Source organism: Mycobacterium sp. NPDC004974 (genome assembly GCF_053600815.1).
Genome location: NZ_JBSGAQ010000014.1, coordinates 139,221 through 157,833, shown reverse-complemented (window position 1 = coordinate 157,833; position 18,613 = coordinate 139,221). Strand labels below are relative to the sequence as shown.

The 18,613-nt window shown below is 65.3% G+C and carries 16 protein-coding genes; 5 read left to right on the top strand and 11 right to left on the bottom strand.

The window, feature by feature from the left end:
* Positions 1 to 5: 5 nt before the first annotated feature.
* From ACWEFV_RS26175 to ACWEFV_RS26150, 6 genes are all read right to left on the bottom strand, one after another.
* Positions 6 to 1,490 (bottom strand): aldehyde dehydrogenase family protein, encoded by a 1,485-nt coding sequence (locus tag ACWEFV_RS26175; RefSeq protein ID WP_450072295.1) that lies wholly within the window; start codon positions 1,488 to 1,490, stop codon positions 6 to 8.
* Entirely contained in the window at positions 1,483 to 2,376 is an 894-nt protein-coding gene (locus ACWEFV_RS26170; RefSeq protein ID WP_450072294.1) for an SDR family oxidoreductase, read from the bottom strand. Before ACWEFV_RS26170 ends, ACWEFV_RS26175 begins: the two co-directional genes overlap by 8 nt.
* The gene (locus ACWEFV_RS26165; protein WP_135456729.1) at positions 2,369 to 3,499 is read right to left on the bottom strand and encodes a spirocyclase AveC family protein; all 1,131 of its coding nucleotides are present in this window, start codon (positions 3,497 to 3,499) and stop codon (positions 2,369 to 2,371) included. The genes ACWEFV_RS26170 and ACWEFV_RS26165 overlap by 8 nt, the downstream gene beginning before the upstream one ends.
* 1 nt (position 3,500) lies before the next feature.
* Complete coding sequence (locus ACWEFV_RS26160) at positions 3,501 to 4,616, bottom strand: ABC transporter substrate-binding protein (protein WP_450072293.1); 1,116 nt, start codon at positions 4,614 to 4,616, stop codon at positions 3,501 to 3,503.
* Positions 4,617 to 4,703: 87 nt separating this feature from the next.
* Positions 4,704 to 5,552, bottom strand: a complete 849-nt coding sequence (locus tag ACWEFV_RS26155) for an AAA family ATPase (protein WP_450072292.1) — start codon at positions 5,550 to 5,552, stop codon at positions 4,704 to 4,706.
* 155 nt (positions 5,553 to 5,707) lie between these two features.
* Positions 5,708 to 7,351: a VWA domain-containing protein gene (locus tag ACWEFV_RS26150; protein WP_450072320.1), complete on the bottom strand. Its 1,644-nt coding sequence runs from the start codon at positions 7,349 to 7,351 to the stop codon at positions 5,708 to 5,710.
* Between the two features lie 159 nt (positions 7,352 to 7,510).
* Here ACWEFV_RS26150 and ACWEFV_RS26145 point away from each other — a divergent pair, with 159 nt between their 5' ends.
* Together ACWEFV_RS26145 and ACWEFV_RS26140 are read left to right on the top strand one after the other, a co-directional pair.
* Positions 7,511 to 8,440 (top strand): SDR family NAD(P)-dependent oxidoreductase, encoded by a 930-nt coding sequence (locus ACWEFV_RS26145; protein ID WP_450072291.1) that lies wholly within the window; start codon positions 7,511 to 7,513, stop codon positions 8,438 to 8,440.
* 188 nt (positions 8,441 to 8,628) lie between these two features.
* Positions 8,629 to 9,948 carry a TetR/AcrR family transcriptional regulator gene (locus ACWEFV_RS26140; RefSeq protein ID WP_135456739.1) on the top strand — a complete coding sequence of 440 codons (1,320 nt, stop codon included), beginning with the start codon at positions 8,629 to 8,631 and terminating at the stop codon, positions 9,946 to 9,948.
* Between the two features lie 88 nt (positions 9,949 to 10,036).
* Here ACWEFV_RS26140 and ACWEFV_RS26135 read toward each other — a convergent pair whose 3' ends face one another.
* From ACWEFV_RS26135 to ACWEFV_RS26115, 5 genes are all read right to left on the bottom strand, one after another.
* On the bottom strand, positions 10,037 to 10,858 hold the full coding sequence (locus tag ACWEFV_RS26135) for a class I SAM-dependent methyltransferase (RefSeq protein ID WP_450072290.1): 822 nt from the start codon (positions 10,856 to 10,858) through the stop codon (positions 10,037 to 10,039).
* A 405-nt stretch (positions 10,859 to 11,263) separates the two neighbouring features.
* Complete coding sequence (locus tag ACWEFV_RS26130) at positions 11,264 to 12,346, bottom strand: NAD(P)H-dependent amine dehydrogenase family protein (protein ID WP_450072289.1); 1,083 nt, start codon at positions 12,344 to 12,346, stop codon at positions 11,264 to 11,266.
* A 26-nt stretch (positions 12,347 to 12,372) separates the two neighbouring features.
* Positions 12,373 to 13,335, bottom strand: a complete 963-nt coding sequence (locus ACWEFV_RS26125) for an LLM class flavin-dependent oxidoreductase (RefSeq protein WP_450072288.1) — start codon at positions 13,333 to 13,335, stop codon at positions 12,373 to 12,375.
* A gap of 128 nt (positions 13,336 to 13,463) precedes the next feature.
* Positions 13,464 to 14,639, bottom strand: a complete 1,176-nt coding sequence (locus tag ACWEFV_RS26120) for an acyl-CoA dehydrogenase family protein (RefSeq protein WP_135456747.1) — start codon at positions 14,637 to 14,639, stop codon at positions 13,464 to 13,466.
* A complete protein-coding gene (locus ACWEFV_RS26115) occupies positions 14,640 to 15,644 on the bottom strand; it encodes an acyl-CoA dehydrogenase family protein (protein WP_450072287.1) in 1,005 nt (334 codons plus the stop codon).
* Between the two features lie 278 nt (positions 15,645 to 15,922).
* Between ACWEFV_RS26115 and ACWEFV_RS26110 the strand changes: the two genes are divergently transcribed.
* From ACWEFV_RS26110 to ACWEFV_RS26100, 3 genes are read left to right on the top strand one after another with little or no spacing between them, the layout of a single operon-like run.
* Entirely contained in the window at positions 15,923 to 17,038 is a 1,116-nt protein-coding gene (locus ACWEFV_RS26110; RefSeq protein WP_450072286.1) for an amidohydrolase family protein, read from the top strand.
* Between the two features lie 19 nt (positions 17,039 to 17,057).
* Entirely contained in the window at positions 17,058 to 18,200 is a 1,143-nt protein-coding gene (locus ACWEFV_RS26105; RefSeq protein ID WP_450072285.1) for an amidohydrolase family protein, read from the top strand.
* Position 18,201: 1 nt separating this feature from the next.
* Positions 18,202 to 18,594: a Rieske (2Fe-2S) protein gene (locus ACWEFV_RS26100; RefSeq protein ID WP_450072284.1), complete on the top strand. Its 393-nt coding sequence runs from the start codon at positions 18,202 to 18,204 to the stop codon at positions 18,592 to 18,594.
* The last annotated feature ends 19 nt before the right edge of the window (positions 18,595 to 18,613 follow it).

The window sequence follows — 18,613 nt, the reverse complement described above, 5'->3', positions numbered from 1 at the left end:
CAGCGCTATTGAGCCGGGTAGGCGACGGACTTGATCTCGGTGTACTGCTCGAATCCGGCTATGCCGTTCTGGCGCCCGACGCCGCTGTTCTTGTAGCCGCCGAACGGTGTGTCCGCGCCATAACCCGCGGTCCCGTTGAGGCCGATGAACCCGGCGCGCAGCCGGCGCGCGACGGCAAGTGAACGATCCAGAGAGCTCGACATGACGTTGCCGGCGAGTCCGTACGGGCTGTCGTTTGCTATCCGGACGGCGTCGTCTTCGTCCTCGTAGGGAATGACGACGAGAACCGGTCCGAAGATCTCTTCCTGGGCGATGGTCATCGAGTTGTCCACGTCGGTGAACAGTGTTGGGCTGACCCAGAATCCCCTGTCGAACTGATTCGGTGGCTCGGCGCTGCCGACGAGCATGGTGGCGCCTTCGTCGACGCCTTTGCGGATGTAGCCGAGGATGCGCGACTGCTGCTTGGCCGAGATGACCGGCCCGCAGAGGGTTGCGGGGTCCTGTGGGTCACCGGGGACGACGTTTTCGTAGATGGCTTTCAGGATCGCAACGCCCTCGTCGTAGCGGGAACGCGGCAACAGCATCCGGGTGGGAGCGGCGCAGCCCTGCCCGGCATGCAACAAGGGACCGATGCCGATCAGGCAGGCGGTGTTGAAATCGGCATCTTCCAAGACGATCGTGGCCGATTTGCCGCCGAGTTCGAGAAAGAGCCGCTTCATCGTCGCGGCCCCTTTTTCCATGATCCGCTTGCCCACGGCCGTAGAGCCGGTGAACGAGATCATGTCGACCTTGGGCGACAGGGTCAGTTCTTCGCCGACGAGATGGTCCGATGCCGTCACGACATTGACCACGCCCGCGGGAATGTCGGTGTGCTCGGCGACGAGCCGGCCGAGCCGTGTGGCGTTGAACGGCGTGTCCGGGGCCGGCTTGAGCACCATGGTGTTGCCCGCGGCCAGCGCCTGGCCCAGCTTATTGATGGCGACCTCGAACGGAAAGTTCCACGGCACGATGGCGCCGACCACTCCGACCGGTTCATGCCACACCTTGCGCGTGGTGTTCACGCCGGTGACCGATACCACGGTGTCGCCGAGATCGGTTTCCCACGGGAAGGTTTCGATGAGCCTGGCCGGGTACCTGAGTCCATCGGCGAGCGGGGCATCGAGCTGCGGTCCGTGTGTCACGGCTCGCGGAGCACCGACCTCCGAGATGAGTTCTTCGCGCAACTCCTCCAACTCGCCCTCGATCGCCTCGTGCAGCTGTTCGAGACATCGCTTGCGGAGTTGGTGGTTGGTCGACCAGTCGGTCTCGTCGAATGATCGGCGGGCCGCGTCGATGGCCCGGTTCATGTCGGCCTTCGAGGCGTCCGAGACCTCTCCGAGTATCTCTTCATTTGCCGGGTTGACGTTGGTGAACGTGCCTGCCTCACCGTCGACGAGCTTGCCGTCGATCAGCATCCTCGATTCGAAGGTCACTTTCGAGCGCTCAGCCATGGCGGGAGCCTTCCCCTCGGAGTGCGCCGAACCGCGGGATGCCCATCATCAGCCGGGTCATCTGGTGCAATCCCGCCGCGGGGATCAAACGGTTGGCGATCAACAACATTCGTGCATCTGGACCGACCGCGGTCCTGACGAACGGCTTCGAGCTGTCGAGCGCTTTCGCCAGGCCTTCGGCGAACTTCTCGGGTGATCTGGCCGCGCGCTTCATCATGGCCCGCCCGCGTTTGTCCATCGTGCGGTGATGGCGAGCGTAGGGTCCGTCCAGATCGCGGTCGTCCGTGGTCCCCGCGTCGGTGATGATCTCGGTGTCGTAGGTCCCGGTAACCAGGATCGTGACGCCGATCCCGAACGGTGCGACCTCCCCGGCCATCGATTCACCCCACCGCTCCAGCGCACCCTTGACCGCCGAATACGGTGCGGTTGCGGGCATCCCACGCACGCCCGCAGCGCTCGAGATCAGCACGATGCGGCCGCGGCCGGCTTCTCGCATGGTCGGTAGAAGCGCCCTGGTGAGCGCCACCGGGCCGAAGATGTTCGTCGCGAACATGCGCTCCCACAGATCGGGTGATGTCTCCTCGACCATCCCCGCTGCCGAGATACCGGCGTTGTGCACCAACGCATACGGTGCGCCGACCGCTTCGGTGATGCTCTTGGCTGCGGCCGCAATCGACGCTCCGTCCGTGAGGTCGAGCTGAATACCGATCAGCCTGTCGTCGTCGTCCTCGCCGGCTCCCGTCGCCTCACGCAGCGCAGCCATCCCCTTCTCCGGGCTGCGCATCGCAGCCACCACGCGCCACCCCTCGCGATAAAGGCGCGTGGCCGATGCGAAGCCGAGTCCCCGGGACGCCCCGGTGATGACGACAGTCCGACCTTCAGCCATCCTGGCCGCCCGTCGCGCAACGGTTGCTCTTCGACCCCAACTCGACGTCGGGGTTGCGGGCCGGCCCCTGCTGCCAGGTGGACCACTTGCCTACCGAGTACGGCCCCTCGGCTCCGTTCGCCCGGTAAAACCCCTGCGGGTCATAAATCTTGGCCTCGGGGAAGGGCCACGGGCAGGCGACGGAGGTCGCCGCGCCGCTGGCCTTGATGACCCAGAACCAGCCACCGTAGGCGAAGTACGACACGTTGATGATCGCGAACATCACCAGGAACGTGCCGAGTACGGGCTTGCTCGGGAAGAGCTTCGCCTTCGCGGCGAGCTTCTCCGCCACCGACTTTCCGGTGTCGTCGCGGTAGACCAGGATCGCCGCCGGGACCATCACGAAGGTCACCGAGAGCGATTCCCAGATCAACGGGAACTGGAAGGTGCTGCCCGGGAACAACGTGCCGAACGGAATGGCCTGCGAGTAGATGTACAGCCCGGTGCGGACCAGGCTGACCTCCAGGATGGCATCGAAGATGAAGCCGATGACCAAAACCAATGCGCCCAAACTGATCAGGGGGTGTCGGGTGACGAACGCCTCGGGACCGCGCTTGGCCTGCAGCTTGCGCAGGATCCAGATCCCCGGGAAGTACGGGCCGAAGTAGAACAGTACGTAACCGAACACGATGAACGGTTCCACCGTCGGCGACATCATGATCAGGTACCAGTTCTCCGGCCAGTGCAGCAGCATCGGGTTGTACACCGCATACGGCGACCAGTTCATGATCGGGTCCTGCCAGACGATCAACGTCGTCACCAGGACCATGAGCAGCACCGGGCTGCCGGGGTTCTTCCGCCAGCCGACGATGAACAGGACGGTGAACACCACGACGATGATCACGGCGCCCACCTGCGGGATGATCTGCCAGTGATCGAACGCGGTCAGGAACGCGACGGGACGGGGCCGGCCCTCGACGTTCGGGTTGGCCACCCGCGGGTCGACGTCCGTGCGACCGACCGCGGCGAACAGGCCGAGAAAGCCGAGCCAAGCGAGCAGGGCGATCACGCGACCCCAGTTCGGACCCTTGCGCGGCGGCGGTTTGACCTGGGTATCAGGCGGTAGGGATTCTCTGGTAGTCATGTCATTCCTCCCCGAACCGGTCGACCAGGTGCGAGTTGATACCGTCCGCATCGAGGGTGCGGGCGACCAGATAGCCCGACCCCATCCACGCGCGTCGTGTCCACTTCCCCAGGGACACCCGGGTTCCGGGTGCGCCGGAAGCCGCGGGCATCATCTTCACGCGCTCGAGCGCCTCTTTGACGCCGCGCGGGCTCAACGGATGTGCATCGGTGAAGGCGCGCACCAGCGTGGCGGCCACGTCGTGGTTGACCACCGAGACGCAGTACTCGGGACGACTTCCGTTGTACCGATTGGCATATCTGTCGAGCCAGGCCTGCCCGACCGTGTTCCCCTCGTCGTACTGATCAACCCCGATCCAGCCAAGAAACGCGTTCCACATGATCGGGTTGACCCAGGCGTTCTGGAATGCGGTGGTCGTGAAGCGCGGAGGATCCCAGTTGACGGCCTCGAGCGCCGGGTTGATGAAGACGATGCCGAAACCGAACCCGAGATGGACGATCGCCTCGGCCTTCGCTTCGTGCAGCGTGCTCACGGCGGCATTGATGTCCTGCGCCGTTTGCGCGATCACAGCTTCGGCGACAATCCGAATACCCTTGCGGGCGCACGCCGTTCGCAGATTCTTCAGATAGCTGTCACCGATGAGGTTCTGCTCGACCAGTACGCCGATCTCCGTCAGTCCCCGCTTCGCCACCAGGTCCGCCAGAAAGATGGGTTCGTCCGTCATCGATCCCTGGGGAAAGGCGAACGTCCACTCGCCGAGCCAGTCGTCGGTTCCCGTGACGCTGATGGCCGGCACTTTGAAGCGCTCCTCGATCGCTTCCCGTAGCGGCACACAGTTGTCCGTGATGTTCGGCCCGAACACCACCAGACAGCCCTCGTCCACGAGTTCGCCGTACGCGTCGATGACCGCTTTCACCGAACCCTTGGGCAGCCCTTCCACCTCGCGGTAGATCATCCGCACCGGCCGATCCATCAGCCCTTGCTCGACGGCCTCTTCGAACACCAGGTCAAAAGTCTGGGTGAACGAAGCCAGCAGTTCGTCCGGGAACCCCGGCGGCAAGGTGAAGTCCATCAGGTAGCCGACCTTGATGGGCTCCGCGGTGCTCTCGTATGACATCTGACCTCCATGGTGCGGGCGTTCGTCGCAGGAACACCGGGGTCGACCTAATATTTGTTCTGAACGTAACGGGGGCAGTGCACCGCGTCAATCACCAGATCCCGATCCGCCCAGGTAGACGTCGATCAACTCGTGCAGACCACGACTTACCGCGACGTCGTCGGTCAACGGTCCCGCGACCGCCACCCTGGCCGCCACGGCCATGGGCAGCCCCTCGGCGACCAAGCGCCCGGCCGCGATCAGCACGCGGGTCGACGCGACTTCGCGCAGACCACCGGTCTCCAGGCGCCGGATGGCCTGCCCGAAGCGCACCAACTCGGCAGCGGTGGGGCGATCTACTCCCGCCTCGTGGGCGATGATGCCCTCTTCGACCTCAGGGTCCGGAAATCCGAACTCGATGGCCACCATCCGCTGACGCGTCGAGTCCTTGAGGTCTTTGAGAACGCTTTGGTAGCCGGGGTTATAGGACATCACCAGACCGAATCCCGGCGCCGCGTCCAGCGTGATGCCGAGGCGCTCGATCGGCAGCTGACGGCGGTAGTCAGCGAGGGGGTGCAACACCACGGTGGTGTCCTGCCGGGCTTCGACCACCTCGTCCAGGTAACAGATCGCGCCCTCGCGCACCGCGCGGGTCAGCGGGCCGTCCACCCAGACCGTCTCATCGCCCCGCAACAGGTACCGGCCGACAAGATCCGCGGTGGTGAGGTCGTCGTGGCAGGCGACGGTGAGCAGCGGCCGGCCGAGGTCGTGAGCCATCGCCTCGACGAAGCGCGTCTTGCCGCACCCGGTCGGACCCTTCAGAACCAGTGAAAGACCCTGGCGGTAGGCCGCCTTGAACACCGTCTCCTCGTTGCCGACCGGCCGGTAATAGGGACGCGTGCTCAGGGTCTGCGAATTGGCACCGTTCTGATGAGCGAGTCCTGACTCGTTGGCCATCAACACACCTTTCGTCGTATCCGCGACACTGCGGTACAGAAGCGAGCCTAACGCGGAACAGATGTTTGTTTCAAGCACTGGTTGCTTGCCGATGCACGGGCGTCGATGATTCCAATGACATTCTGGGACTTGGCATCACCGCAACAGGTGTACCTTCAGGACACCCTGCGACGAACCTCGCCGGAGCGAATCGCCGAGCGGAACAGCGGCCCGATGACACCCGCGAGCTGGTCGGGACCGGCGATGGTGGCGTGTGCGGTGCTACCGAACACCCGGCGCAGAGACTCCACGTCGGTACTGGCACCGATGGTCAGACACACGGCACCGGTACCCCGGCGCCGGGCCTCGGCCAAGGCACGTCTGGCGTCAGCGGCACCGTAGGCCCGCTCATAGCCGTGGTCGTAGGCCAGTCCATCGGACAGGACGACAAGCAGTCGCCGCGACGTGCCGCCGCGCTTCTCGAGGACCGAGGACCCATGCCGGATCGCCGCTCCGAGTCGCGAATACGCGCCGGGCTCAAGGCTGTTCAGCCTTCGGATCACCTGCGCGTCCAGGTGATCGTTGAACCGTTTCACCGGGACCATGGTCACCGCCGACCGCCCCTGGGAGTAATAGGCGTACAGCGACACCCGGTCGCCCAGGTCATGGAGCGCGACCATCAGATGCGCTACCGCCGTGCGCTGCTGCTGGTGCACGGTGCGCCCGACGGTGCCCGGCTCCGCCGTCGAGCCGGACACATCCAACAGCAACAGCACCGACAAGTCCCGCCGCCTTCGCAGACTGTCGAGATAGACGGCCTCGTCGGGTACCGACCCGGCCCGGACCTCCACGCGCGCCTCGAGCGCGGCATCGATGTCGATGTCGTCGCCCTGGGGCTGGCGGTGACGCCGATGCAAACCCATCCCGAGGCGCGCCAGCGGGCGCCGCACGCTGATCGCATCCTCGATCCGCTGGGTGGCATGCGCCTTGATCTGCGGGTCAGCCTCGCGGACCGTGCACCAGTCAGGCCGATAGACCCCGCGTTCGGCGTTCCATTCCGGGTACTTCACGCCCTCGGTCTTGATGTCGACGACTTCCTCCGACGACACCGTCGCCAGCGACGTGACCGCATGCACCCCGCGTTTCGTCGAGTTGGTGCGATGTGTCGGTGAGTCGGCACCGGGCGGTCCCCCACCGTTGCCACCCGTCTTGCGCGACGAGGACAGCAGTTTCTTGAGCCATTTTCCGATGGCCCCGCCCCCGCCGACCGGGCTGGAGAACAGATCGGGATCATCAGAATCATCGACGTCACCTTCATCGAGTTCCTCAAGCTCCCGTTTGCCCTGCCGCCGCGGCACATGTCCCACCGACTGTTCGTCGGCCGGCTTGACCGTCGCACACGCGGCCAGGACCTTCTTGACCTGAATCACCCCGAATCCCGCAGGCGGGTCGTCGAGCGCATCCCGCCCCCGCGCGATCGCCAGGGACGATGCCGCCGACTCACTGCGCTCGCCGATACTTCGATCCGCCAAGGAGCCAAGGGAATTCGGCAGGAGTGCGTGATTGGCCAACAGCGCTCGGTGCCCCTCGACGGCCAGATAACGCCTGGCCAACCGCCGATGACGGACCAGGGCACCGACCACATCAGGGTCGAGGCTGCCTGCCGCGATGAGCGACGCCTGAACGGCCACCGATTCGAGCTGCCTGCGCGCGGGCGCCGACGGGTCGACGAACACGGTCTTGCCGTCGGTCCACGGTCCGCTTCCCGGGTCGGCTGCCGCCACCGCGACCGGACGAGCTGCCAGCGCGGATGCCAGCATGCCCAGCCCGGAGAATCGGGCGCCGTCACCACCACCGTCAGACAACCGATACCTCCGCACTGCACCGTCGCGTTGACCAAATATCTGTTCCACCGTAGAGTTCGGCACCACCCGGAGTCAATGGACCGAGCCGGAACATCAACTAGCAAGGGCTACAAAGTGATCGACTTCAACGACCAGGTCGCTGTGGTGACCGGAGCCGGCCGCGGCCTGGGCCGGGTGTACGCGCTCGAACTGGCCCGGCGTGGGGCCGCTGTCGTGGTCAACGACCTCGGCGGCACGATGGCGGGCCAGGGCTCGGACGCCGCGGTCGCCGATCAGGTCGTCGAGGAGATCACGGCTGCCGGTGGCACCGCGGTGGCCTCCTACGACTCGGTCGACAGCCCCGAGGGCGGTGCGGCGATCGTGCGCACGGCGGTCGAATGCTTCGGCCGGCTCGACGCCGTTGTCAGCAACGCCGGCATCTTCAACAGCATCCCTTTCGATGAGCTGTCCCCCGAGGACTGGCGGCGCATGTTGAGCGTCCACCTCGACGGCGGCTTCTATCTCGCCCAGCCCGCCTACCGGGTGATGAAGAGTCAGGGTTACGGCCGGTTCGTCTTCATCGCATCGTCGGCGGGGATGTTCGGTCAGCATCTGGAAGCGCACTACGCCGCAGCCAAGGCCGGGCTGGTCGGGTTGACCAACGTGATCGCGCTCGAGGGAGCACCGCACGGGATCCTTGCCAACACCGTCCTTCCGTTCGGTATCTCACGAATGGTCACCGAGACCCTGGGCGACCCGAAAGTCCTTGAAGACAACGGCTTCTTCAAAGCGATCCGGCCGGAACTCGTCGCACCGTTGGTGGTGTACCTGGCCAGCCGCGACTGCGGGATGAGCCACCAGAACTTCTCGGCCTGCGCGGGGCGTTTCGCCCGCGTGTTCGTCGGTTTAGGCGAGGGCTGGATGGCGCCGCCGGACAGTAACCCCAGCGCTGACGACATCGGCGCGCACCTTTCGGAAGTCGCTGCGACAGAGCCGTTCACGATTCCGGGATCGATCTACGACGAAGTGTTCGGGGTGACCGAACGGCTCGGCGTCACCGCGTGAACCGGGCCGCGACGTTGCGGGCGGCGCGTCCGGCGCAACCTCCCGGAGCCCGGGCGCGGGTGATCTACCGGCGCCTTCGGCTGCACGGGATCCCCAGCGCACCAGCACTGTTCTGGTAGCCTCTAACCAAATATTGGGTCAGCCACCCAAATCGTATGACGGGAGCCAGCAATCATCGTGGAGCCGCTGTGGGCCGTCCCCAGGTAACGCCTGGGGAGCGCAAGACGCTCAAGCGCACCCCAGGTCGCGCAACCGACGCCGGCTCCGCAGCTGAGGATCGCACGCGCCGGACCGAGATTCTCGAGACCGCTGCCACGTTGATCGCCACGTCGGGCCTTCGCACGTCGCTGCAGGAGATCGCGGATGCGGCCGGCATTCTGCCGGGCAGCCTGTACCACCATTTCGAATCCAAGGAAGCGATCCTCGTCGAGCTGCTCGAGCGGTATCACGAGGACCTCGACCGCATCGCCGAGCACGCCCAGAGCCGGTTGGACGGTCCCGATCCGGCGTCGCCGTTCGACCGTATCGCCGCACTCGGCTCGGATATCGCGCGGTGCGCCGTCGCGCACCGGGCCGCGCTCCAGATGTCGTTCTACGAGAGCCCGAGCTCCAACCCCGACCTCGTCGCCCTGGCCCAGCGCCGCCCGACGGCCACGCTGGACGCCATGCAGCAGACCCTGCGGGCCGCGCGATGGGCCGGCTACCTGCGGTCGGACGTCGACCTGGCCGTACTGGCCGACCGGATCTGCCAGTCCATGCTGCAGGTCGGACTCGACGTCATGCGCCACAATGCCGCACCGGAGAAGGTCGCCACCCTGCTGTGCCGCATTCTCCTGGAAGGCTTGTCCACCGGCCAGCCCACCGACGCCGAACTCGACAAGTCCGTCCCGTTCATCGCGGCCGACGACGTGGTCCGGAGCTGGATCGAGGAGGCCGAGTCCGAGGCCGATGACAAGACCACCCATATCCGGGCGGTGGCGCGGGCCGAGTTCGGTCGGCGCGGCTACGAGGGTACGACCGTGCGCGATATCGCCTCGGCGGCAGGCATGGGCACCGGCACGGTGTACCGGCTCATCGGGTCGAAGGACGAACTGCTGGCTGCGATCATGCAGTCCTTCGGTGAGAAGATCGCGGTGGGCTGGACGGAGGTCCTCGGGTCCGAGGGCACGACGATCGAAAAGCTCGACGCGCTGAGCTGGATCCACACCAACGCGCTGGATCAGTTCGGAGATGAGTTCCGGATCCAGCTGGCGTGGATGCGCCAGTCGCCGCCGGACACCCCCAACCCCGGCTGGTTGTTCATGCAGCGCGTCAAGCAGGTCAAGGCGCTTCTCGCCGCAGGGATCAAGGCGGGTGAGATCAGTATCGACAGCCCCTCGAACGAGATTCTGGCCCGGTCGGTCATCGGCGTGGGGTGGATCCCGGAGAACATCCTCCGGCAGTTGGGCACCCGCGCATCGCAGATCCACGTCCGGGACACCAGCCTGCGCGGTGTGATCGTCCGCTGATCGTGGACTGGCCGAAAACGTTCCGTGGCAACGTGTTCACCCGACGATACCCGGCGTTCCGCGGTCCTCGCCCCATCGATCTCTGGCGCTAGAAGGCATAGTGGAGCACTACGTTTCCCCTCCGGGACACCGCAGTGCTCGGCGCGGTTAGTCGGTTCATCAGGCGAAGGCCCACCGGGAACCTGGCGACCTCGGGCTCTCGGGTGCAGAGAATCTCTTTGACCAACTTCAATTTGGGGTGCCAGCGTTCGGGGTATCGGGGATCGTCGAAGCCGGGAAATCTGGTGACAGCCTTGATGGATTCGGCACCGGCAAAACGCTTCTGGGCCCAGACGGCGAACTTGCTGTAGCCGTTGAATGCGATTTCCCCGCTGGGGAAATGGTCGATGATGCGGCATACCATCGTCCGCATTTCGTCTTCGGAGAGAAACGCGATCAGCCCGTCGGCCACAATCACGGCAGGCCGGTCGGTGGGCACGGTGTCGAGCCACGTCGAGTCGGTGAGGTCAACGCCTATGGGGTGCGGGTTGGCGTCGTGAGGCAATAATTGCGGCCGGGCGCCAACGACCTCCGGGAAGTCGACGTCGTACCAGTCGACGGTGGACGGCGGGGCGATCCGCAGCGCCCGGCTGTCAAGGCCGGCGCCGAGGTCCAGGCCAACCGCGTTGGGGTGACGGGCGATGAACTGCTGGGCGATCTCGTCAAGCTTCTTGGCCCGATGCGCGATGTAAACCGCACTGCTCGTGGGGATGTGGAGCTTTTTGTAATCGAAGTCGACCTTCCGCACGACCTCGTCGGCCATGTTGTCTCCCAGAATCGGCCGCGACAATCGGTTGTCGAGCGCTCTGCCACAGAGCGTCAGCCACAGGCTCGCCTGCACCGCGTTGAAGGTCGGAACGGTCATAGCCATCGGGTCATCCCCTTCTCATAACGCCCTGGAACTCATCTGCCGTGCGGAAGTTCGCCGAACACCGCGTCGCGGGCTGAGCGGCCGGCGGCCGCACCGACTGAACGCATGTTCAGTACATTAAACGCTCGTTCAGTGCGGGTCAAGAGTTTGCCTCCAACTAGTCGCCTTCATGGCACGCCCGGTCGTGTCCAAGCCCGCAGCACGCCGAACCGCACAACCTGACGGCGCCTGCATAGCAAAGTCGGGTTGTAGCGGCTGGTTCTCGAATGCGCTTGCGGGGGAATTTGATCTGCCGCACACCGCGCGTCCGAATAGCCACAATTCAAACCCGTTGGCCCCCTTCATCCAGGAGGGGGCCAACTGCCGTCCGGACAGGTGCCGTGAGCTGGGACCGCACTGCACTGATCAGTCGAAGGCGTACCGCGGCAACGTATTCGGGATGTCCAGCGAGCTCAACAAGCCAGCGGGCGCGTCGACGACGTAGGGAATCGCGTTGACCACCCGCATCGCGGTGGCAGCCATCGCCGCCTGTCCGGCACCGTACCCCTCGGACTCCCCCAGGTTCATCGCGCAGTGGATGTCGGGATCACCCTCGATGTCCACCCGGTAGGTGGCGTCGAATTCCGACGCGGGCCACTCTGGTGCGACGTCGCGTGACATCCGGATGATGTGCTCGACGACGATGGCCTCACGTCCGTTCACCACACCGGCCGCGCGTGTGCACACCGCACCACAGGTACCGGCAGCGATGGTCCCGAACGCCACTGTGATGTCGCGGTCGGTGATCCTGCGATCGAGAGAACCCCGGATCTCGGACACTTCGACCCCGAGCGCATCGGCGATCATGTGAATCGGTGCTTTCCAAGCCATCTCGATGAACCCCGGGGCCTCGATCATCGGCTCGAAATCCAGCGGGCGCCCGAAACCCATCCCGTCCATCATCACGTCGGCCACCGGATAGTGGTCGTTGAGGGAAACCTCGGTGACCGTGAGGCGGTCGATCTTCTTGGACTGTGTTGCCAGCATCAGCGCCAGTTGATCCGAGCCGAATCCGGGAAAGACCCCCGACGCGTAGAACGAACAATTGCCGACCTTGGCTGCCGCCTCCAGCTGGTCGCGCCATTCCGCCGAATAGTAGGCCGGCGGGTACACCAGGCCGGTCGATGTCGTCGACACCACGTTGATTCCGGCGTTCAGCAGTCGCAGGTAGTCCGGCACCGCGCCGGCGTCGCGGTCTGGTCCACTCGCCGCGTACACCACGCAGTCGGGGACCAACGCGATCAGCGCATCGGCGTCGTCGGTGGCCGACACACTGAGCGGCGCACGCCCGGCCAGCACACCCGCATCGTGCCCGACCTTCGCCGGCGAATGGACCCACACGCCGGCCAGTTCGAGGTCCGGGCGCCGGGCGATCGCGTCGATCGCGATCGATCCGACACCACCCGTCGACCAGACGACAGTCCGCAGGGGTCGCAAAGGTCTTGTCACGCTTGACTCCTCATTCAATACTCCGGTCATGCGCGTTCGGACGCCATGACGGCCTGTTCGAGGTAGAACCACGCGATGTCGGGCGACAACCCTCCGCACAGCGGTAGCAAGGGCAACGGCCTGCCCGCACGGATGTAGCCGACGGCCTCGTCGACGGTCACGATCCGATAGGGGCCGCCGGCCTGTCGCAGTTCCGCCACGGTGTGGGCGAGCGAGATGCTGGCGACTGCGTTGTCACCGTGGCGGTACGCAGCAGCAGTGAGGGCATCGTGAAGAAGGAAGGGGCCCAACTCATGCCATGCCCGGTCCACGTCGCCGGCCACGAACACAGCGGTAGGTGTGTGCGGTGCGGGGAACTGCACCACGCCGGGCTCGTGGCCGTTGGCCCGGCATTCGGCTTCGTAGAACTCCTTGAGTCCCGGCGTCGCGGTCTGCGAGATGAACCCGAGGCCGTGGCGGGCGGCACGTCGCGCGGCGGCCCGGCTACCACCCGCGATGAGCAGAGACGGTCCCGACGGACTCGCGCATCCGGGTGTCACCGTGATCCGCCGGCCGTCGTGGTCGACGGTCTCCCCCGCCAACAGACGAAGCAACAGCGCCACCTTCGCGTCGGCGAGCTTGCCGCGCGCGCTCATCTCCACACCGAAGTGGTCGTACTCCTCGGCGCGATGCCCGATGCCGAAGGCATACGAGACCCGGCCTCGGCTGATGATGTCCAGTGCACAGATCTCCTCGGCGAGGCGGACCGGATCCCAGAACGGAATCGGCACTGCGGCAAGCAGAATCGCCAACCGGTTGGTCCGGGCAGCAATCGCCGAGGCCAGGATGGTCGGCGCGGCGAGGTGACCGTCAACGGTGCCGTGGTGCTCTGACAACACCGCCATCACGGCTCCGCGCGTCTCGGCCCATGCGCACATGTCGATGGCGGCGCCGTAGAGCTCGGCCGTCGGGGTATGCGGCGCACGCATGTCGAATCGCAGCGTGAACATCACGCCGACAGTAACCTAAGTTTTGTTCCGCGTCACCACCTAGCGCGAGCAGACGCGTATGTACCCGAAATCCCGCGTTCCTGGGTGCATTTGCGTCTGCTCGCCGAGAGAAACTCGCCGGGAGAAGGTCAGCGGCGGGGCAACCCCAGCACCTGGGTGGCGATGATGTTGCGCTGGATCTCGGAGGTGCCACCGGCGATGGTGCCACCGAAGCTTCGCGCATAGCGCTCGAACCAGCTCGCGAAGTAGTGGTCGAGGTTCATGTGCTCGTAAGGCCCCGAGGTGGTCGGGTGGATCAACCCGTCGGGACCGGCCGCGGTCAGCGCGTTCTCGAATGCGTTGCGCTCGGCTTCGGATCCGAACAGCTTGAGCACCGACACCGACGCGGTGTCCGCTTCGCCGCGTGAGGCCTTGGCCAGCGCCGCGGATCCCATGGCGCGCAAGGCCTGGTAATCCATGATCGTGGTGGCGTACTGATCGCGCTCCAGCTCGGTCTTGGGTTGGAAGTCGGCCAGCATGTTGTCGATCCGGTCGGCGAAGCCGAGCCACATCATCGTGCGCTCGTGACCGAGTGATCCGTTGGCCACACCCCAGCCCCCGTTGAGCGGACCGACCAGGTTCTCGGCGGGCACCCGGGCATCGGTGAAGAACACCTCGTTGAAGTCGAGGTTCTCCTCGCCGGTCATGTCGGCGAACGGCCGGCACACCACGCCCGGGGTGTCGGTCGGGATGATCAGCACGCTGATTCCCTTGTGCTTCGGCGCATCCGGGTCGGTGCGGACGAAGGTCAGCAGAAAGTCGGCGTCATGGGCGCCCGAGGTCCACACCTTCTGGCCGTTGACGACGAAATGGTCTCCGTCCAGTACTGCGCGGGTGCGCAGGGACGCGAGGTCCGAGCCCGCGCTCGGCTCGCTCATACCCAGTGAGGCGGTCTTTTCACCGCGCAGCACCGGTACCGCCCAGCGATGCTTCTGTTCCTCGGATCCGAACGTAAGCAGCGACGCCGCAATGATATTGACGCCCTGCGGGTTGAAGCTGTGATAGATCCGGCGGCGGCACAGTTCGTCGAGGTGGACAAAGGTCTGCACCACCGACGCGTTGCGTCCGCCGAACTCGGGCGGTTGAGCCGGAAGCAGCCAGCCGTTGTCGAACAGCAGTCGCTGCCAGTCGCGGGCCCACTGCGGCATGTGCGACACCGACCGGGGCCGCTCCAGCGTCTGCGTCTCCGAGGGCAGGTTGGCATCGAGGAATGCGGAGAACTCGGCGCGGAACTCCTCGACATCGGAATCGAATGTCAGCTGCATTTACAGGCCCCTGTAGGTCGTGCGGTACTCGGCGGCGATCAACGCGCGGTGCTCGGCGGCGCCGCCCAACAGCAGCTCCCCCGCCTTGGCTCGCTTGAGCGCGAACTGCACGTCGTTCTCCCAGGTGAAGCCCATCGCCCCGAACAGCTGCAGGCCATGACGGAACACCACCGCCTGACACTCTCCGGCGGCAGCCTTGGCCATCGCCGACGCCAGCCGCCGGCGCGGGTCATCGGCGGCGATGGTCAGCGCGGCGAAGTACGAGAGTGCCCGTGCTCTTTCGATGGCGACGTGCATGTCGACGGCCTTGTGCTGCACGGCCTGAAACGACCCGATCGGCACACCGAACTGCTGCCGTTGCTTGACGTGTTCGAGGGCCAGATCGAGAACCCGCTGACAGGCACCGACCATCGTGATGGCCATGCCGGTCAGGGCCAGGTGACGCGCCTTCTCGGTGTCCACGTGAATGCGGTCGGTGTCATCGACGTGCACGTTGTCGAACGACACCTCGGCAACGTGCAGCACCGGATCGAAGACCGCGCTGCGCTTGACGGAAACCTCGGCCGCGCCGACCAGGAACACACCACCGTCGGTCACCACGGCAAGGTTCTGCGCGCGGTCACCGTCCAGGACGTGGCGGGCGGTTCCGGTCAGCACCCAACCGGTCGCGTCCCGGTTGGCCGTCACACCGCTGTACACCGCGGTACCGGCCTTGGCCGCATCGAACCGGTCCCCCGCCAGCGGCGCATATTGCGTCATGGTCGCCAGGTAGGGCGTCAGGTCGGTGGCCCGGCCGAGCTCCTCCAGGACGATGGCCAGTTCCACCGCGTTCTCCGAGTCGGTGAGCTCGGTCCAGCCCTGGTCGATATAGCTCTGCCACAGCGGTGTCGGATCGACACCCTGCTCAGCCACTTCACGGACCAGCGTGGCCGGGCACTGCTTGGTCACCGCGTCGCGCACGGTTTCCTGCCATAGCCGCTGATCGGCATCGAATTCGAGTAGCAACCGCCGCCTCCTGCCGCACTGTCACGTTCGAATGGAGAATAGCATTCTCTTTCTATGGTGTGACCTTCTCCTCTAGCAAGTGCCGGTTCTCCCCTGTAGTCCGCTGTGCGGGTGACCAGCACCAGTGATTACCTGCGACAAAGCGTCGCGACGCTCTGAGAACTATGTTCTTGCCATAGAAGAATATGGATCTAGACTGGCTGTAAGATCCGGCGCGAGAGGCACGTCGTCAACAGCGCGTGCGCAGCTCGTTTCCGGAGGGACATCGGAGGACAGTCTTGGCAATTGAGCAAGCTGACGGGACGCGAGTGCCCGTCATTGACGCGAGCGTGCACGTCTTCTTCGGTTCGAACAAAGACTTGCGGCAGAACTTCCTGAAGGAACCGTTCGCCAGCCGCGGCTTCCCCGATTACGAGATGAACTGGTACGGCGCGCCCGGTGGCGAGTACGCGAAGGGCACCAAGGGCCCCGATCGGCAGTACCCCGGCTCCGATCCCGACATCGCCGCGCAGCATCTGTTCACCGACCGCGGCGTCGACATCGCGATCCTGCACCCGATGACCCGCGGGATCATGCCGGACCGTCACCTCGGAACCGCCCTGGCCGCCGCGCACAACGAAATGATGGTGACCCGCTGGCTCGAACATTACGAGCACGGTGAGCGATTCCGCGGCACCATCCGGGTCAACCCGGACGACATCGCCGGCGCTCTTCGCGAGATCGCCAAGTACAAGGACCACCCGCGCGTGGTGCAGATCGGCATCCCGATGCAATCGCGCGAACTTTATGGCAAACCGCAGTTCTGGCCGTTGTGGGATGCGGCTGCCGAGGCGGGCCTGCCGGTGGCCGTACACATCGAGGGTGGGGCCGGGATCCAGTTCGCACCGACGCCGTCCGGTAAAGCCCGGACCTACGAGCAGTACCTCGGGTTCATGGCGCTGAACTACATCTATCACCTGATGAACATGATCGCCGAGGGAGTGTTCGAGCGGACCCCGACACTCAAGTTCGTCTGGGCCGACGGCGCCGCGGATCTGTTGACCCCGTTCATCTGGCGAATGGACTGCTTCGGCCGCCCGCACCTGGAACAGACTCCGTGGGCACCGAAGATGCCCAGCGACTACCTGCCCGGCCACGTGTACTTCGTACAGGGCGCGCTCGACGGCCCCGGCGATACCGAATTCGCCGGCGAGTGGTTGAGCTTCACCGGCAAGGAAGACATGGTGATGTTCGGTTCAAGCTACCCGCACTGGCAGCTGAACGAACCGGCGATTCCCAGCGCGTTCAGCACTGAACAACGCGACAAGCTGTTGTGGCGCAATGCCGCCAAGCTGTACGGGCTGGAAAACGAGTTCGCAAATCGGAGTTCATCGTCCGCGGTTGCGGCACAGTAGGCATCTGAGGGAGACCTTCATGTCCATCACGACAAACCCACGGGTTCCGGCCGCCGAGCGGATTGCGGTTCGGTGCGTCGACTCCGACGTCCACCCCATGCCCAAGCGCGGTCAGTTACTGGAATACATCCCGGAGCCGTGGCGCAGCAAGTTCTTCATGAGCCATCCGGTCGGCGACCAGATCTACTACGACGCACCCGATTACGCGCACTCCTACGCGATGCGGGTCGATGCCTTCCCGCCAGATGGCGAGTTCGCCTGCAGTGACCCCGATATGGCGCTGCGCCAGCTCATCATGGAAGCCGGCTCGGACATCGCGATCCTGGAGCCGACGCACGGCGAGAGCCGGTTGGGTGAGGCCACCGCGGCCTACTGCACCGCCACCAACTCCTGGCTCGCCGACAACTGGCTGGACCCGCACAACAACTGGCATGAGCGCTGGCGCGGCTCGATCTGCGTGGCGATCGAGGAACCGCAACTGGCGGTGGCCGAGATCGAGAAGTGGGCCGAGCACCCCTACATGGCGCAGGTTCTGATCAAGGCCGAGCCGCGCCCGTCCTGGGGCGACCCGAAGTACGACCCGGTGTGGGCCGCGGCCACCAAGCACGACATCACCGTGAGCTGCCACCTGTCCCGCGGCGAGTTCGAGAACCTGCCCCTGCCCCCGGTGGGTCTGCCCAGCTACAACCACGACTTCATGGTCAGTTACTCCCTTTTGGCCGCGAACCAGGTGATGAGCCTGATCTTCGACGGGGTCTTCGACCGCTTCCCGACGCTGCGCATCGTGTTCATCGAGCACGCGTTCACCTGGATCCTGCCGCTGATGTGGCGCATGGACGCGATCTACGAAGCGCGCAAATCCTGGATGGACATCAAGCGCAAACCGTCCGAATACGTCAAGGACCACATCAAGTTCTCGACTCAGCCGCTGGACTACCCCGAGGACAAGACCGAGCTGTCCCGGGCCTTCGAGTGGATGGAGTGCGACAAGATCCTGCTGTACTCCAGCGACTATCCGCACTGGACCTTTGATGATCCCCGTTGGCTGGTCAAGCACCTGCCCGAGCACGCGCGTGAGGCCATCATGTTCCGCAACGGCATCGAGACCTACAAGCTGCCCGAGACCGTCCCCGTCCTCGAGGGACAGGTCCGGGTGTTCTGAGATGAGCGAACCGGACAAGCGCCCCCGGCTCGCGCAGGGTCGCGAGCACGTCGTCGCCACCGTGGAGGAGATCCCGCCCGGCACACACAAACTGGTGCCGATCGGCCGCCACGGTGTCGGTGTGTACAACGTCAACGGCACGTTCTACGCCATCGCCAACTACTGCCCGCACGAGGGAGGTCCGCTGTGCTCGGGCCGTGCCCGGGGGCGCACGGTGGTCGACGACGAGGTGCCGGGCGACGCGGTGATGGTGCGCGACAAGGAGTTCATCTACTGCCCCTGGCACCAATGGGGTTTCGAGCTGGCAACCGGCACCACCGCGGTGAAGCCGGAATGGAGTATCCGTACCTACCCGGTCCGTGTGGTTGGAGATGATGTGTTGGTGATGGCATGAGCGAGCTTGCGAGCGAATC

Coding starts and splice junctions, on each gene's coding strand:
- ACWEFV_RS26175 (WP_450072295.1), bottom strand. CDS start 1,490: ATGGCTGAGCGCTCGAAAGTGACCTTCGAATCGAGGATGCTGATCGAC.
- ACWEFV_RS26170 (WP_450072294.1), bottom strand. CDS start 2,376: ATGGCTGAAGGTCGGACTGTCGTCATCACCGGGGCGTCCCGGGGACTC.
- ACWEFV_RS26165 (WP_135456729.1), bottom strand. CDS start 3,499: ATGACTACCAGAGAATCCCTACCGCCTGATACCCAGGTCAAACCGCCG.
- ACWEFV_RS26160 (WP_450072293.1), bottom strand. CDS start 4,616: ATGTCATACGAGAGCACCGCGGAGCCCATCAAGGTCGGCTACCTGATG.
- ACWEFV_RS26155 (WP_450072292.1), bottom strand. CDS start 5,552: ATGGCCAACGAGTCAGGACTCGCTCATCAGAACGGTGCCAATTCGCAG.
- ACWEFV_RS26150 (WP_450072320.1), bottom strand. CDS start 7,351: ATGCTGGCATCCGCGCTGGCAGCTCGTCCGGTCGCGGTGGCGGCAGCC.
- ACWEFV_RS26135 (WP_450072290.1), bottom strand. CDS start 10,858: ATGGCTATGACCGTTCCGACCTTCAACGCGGTGCAGGCGAGCCTGTGG.
- ACWEFV_RS26125 (WP_450072288.1), bottom strand. CDS start 13,335: ATGTTCACGCTGCGATTCGACATGCGTGCGCCGCATACCCCGACGGCC.
- ACWEFV_RS26120 (WP_135456747.1), bottom strand. CDS start 14,639: ATGCAGCTGACATTCGATTCCGATGTCGAGGAGTTCCGCGCCGAGTTC.
- ACWEFV_RS26105 (WP_450072285.1), top strand. CDS start 17,058: ATGTCCATCACGACAAACCCACGGGTTCCGGCCGCCGAGCGGATTGCG.
- ACWEFV_RS26100 (WP_450072284.1), top strand. CDS start 18,202: ATGAGCGAACCGGACAAGCGCCCCCGGCTCGCGCAGGGTCGCGAGCAC.